1 protein-coding gene and 1 pseudogene are annotated in these 1,973 nt (G+C 71.7%); one reads left to right on the plus strand and one right to left on the minus strand.

All coding sequences use genetic code 11. The annotated features are described in order from the left end of the window. Positions 1-959: pseudogene (locus AN218_RS12455) on the minus strand (mechanosensitive ion channel family protein); the annotation flags it as partial. Positions 960-1,372: 413 nt separating this feature from the next. On the opposite strand from AN218_RS12455, the gene AN218_RS12460 reads away from it, so the two are divergent. Further along, the gene (locus AN218_RS12460) at positions 1,373-1,912 is read left to right on the plus strand and encodes an HNH endonuclease (RefSeq protein ID WP_070016915.1); all 540 of its coding nucleotides are present in this window, start codon (positions 1,373-1,375) and stop codon (positions 1,910-1,912) included. Positions 1,913-1,973 lie beyond the last annotated feature (61 nt).

Here is a 1,973-nt window from a genome sequence, read left to right on the forward strand (position 1 = left end):
CGGCGCTCGCCGCGTCCCGCGTCCCGGTGCCGTCCTGCGTCGCCCCGGCGCCGTCCTGCGCCGCCGCGTCCTCCGGACCGGCCGGCCCCGGCTCCAGGCTCGCGCTCTCCTCGGTGCTGCGGATGCCCCTGTGGTCCAGTGCGTGCTTGATGCGCCACCGCAGTTCGCGCTCCACGGTGAGCGCCTTGCCCGGCATGGTTTTGGCCGATACCCGTACGACCATCTCGTCCAGCGTCACCGAGTCCAGGCCCAGCACCTCGACGGGCTCCCACAGCAGTTCGTCCCACGGCTCGCTGCGGCCCANCCCGCACGTCGACGGCCGCCGTCGCCCAGCCCTGGCTGAGGTTGCCGACGCGCTTGATCTCGCCGTTGCGCACGTACCAGATCTCGCCGTTGCCGCCGCGCAACTGTGTCACCCGCAGCCCGATCTCCAGGACCGTGCCGGAGACCTCGCCGACGTCCACGCGGTCGCCGACCCCGTACTGGTCCTCGAGCAGCATGAAGATCCCGGCCAGCAGGTCCGTGACGATGTCGCGCGCCCCGAAGCCCAGCGCGACGCCGGCGACGCCGGCGCTGGCGAGCAGCGGAGCCAGATTGATCCCCAGGTCGGAGAGGACCATCAGCAGGGCCGTGCCGATGATCACGAACGAGGCGATGCTGCGCAGCACCGAGCCGATGGCCTGGGAGCGCTGCCGCCGCCGCTCGCCGCTGACCAGCAGTCCGCGCAGCGCGTTGGCGCTGTCGGCGGCCTCCGCGCGGCGGTTCACACGCTGTATGAGCCTGCTGATGGAGCGGCGTACCACGTGCCGCAGCAGGACGGCGATGACCGCGATGAGCAGGATGCGCAGTCCGGCCGCGACCCACTCCGCCCAGTTCTGCTGGATCCAGCCGGCCGCGTCGGCCGCGGACTCGTGGGCGTCCTCCAGGGACGTCGGGCCTCCCTGGCCGCCGTCGGCCAGCCCGGTCCGTGCGCCGTGGGCGCCGGCGAGTGCGGACGGGGAAGCGGCGCCGATCAGCCAGATCACAGCAGTACCTTCCAAGCAGGCGGCCAGGACCAACTCAGCCTCCGGGGCCCGCCGGTGCGGTTCCCCGGAACACGGCGACCACACTAACGGCGCACCCCCTTCACAAGCGGCGGCGGCCCGTTCCGGAGGGCGCTATCAAGCCGTCGCGGTGCCGCTTCGCACCATGATTCAGGACGTCTTGACTGCTCGGAAGCGGGGCAGAAGTTCAAGGGGAGCGCGGGGGGTGTGGTTGAAAACACGCTCAGGGCGTTACCAGGTCGTGGTGGCGGAATGACCAGGGCCCGGGACACACTGAGTACGGATCGTCCCGGCGCGAGCCACGCGCCGCAGACGTACAAGGAGGCACCGTGCCGCATGTCCTGGTCCTCAACGCGTCGTACGAGCCGCTCGGTGTCGTACCGCTGCGACGCGCCCTCATCCTCGTGCTCAACGACAAGGCCGTCAGCCTCGAGGAGTCCGGCGCCCTGATGCACAGCGCGACCCGGGTGATACCGGCTCCCAGCGTCGTCCGGCTGAAACGCTTCGTGAGAGTGCCCTTTCGCGGCACCGTCCCGCTGACCCGCCGGGCGCTCTTCGCCCGGGACGGCGGCCGGTGCGCCTACTGCGGAGGCGTCGCAACCAGCGTCGACCACGTCATTCCGCGCAGCCGCGGCGGACAGCACACCTGGGAGAACGTGGTGGCCGCCTGCCGCCGCTGCAACCACGTCAAAGCAGACCGCCACGTCGCCGACCTCGGCTGGCGGCTGCGCCATCAACCCGCGCCGCCGTCCGGTCTGGCGTGGCGGATCATCGGCACGGGACACAGGGACCCGCGCTGGATGCCGTACCTACAGCCATACGGCGCGGACGACGCCCTCGCCCGGATCGAAGGCAGAGCTACTGCCTGAGACCGGGCTTTGTCGTTCTCAGGGGCCGTTCGGTCCCGCGGGCCGCCCGCGGACCGGGCGG

Origin of the sequence: Streptomyces nanshensis, assembly GCF_001751255.1 — a bacterium.
GTDB classification, from domain to species: domain Bacteria; phylum Actinomycetota; class Actinomycetes; order Streptomycetales; family Streptomycetaceae; genus Streptomyces; species Streptomyces nanshensis_A.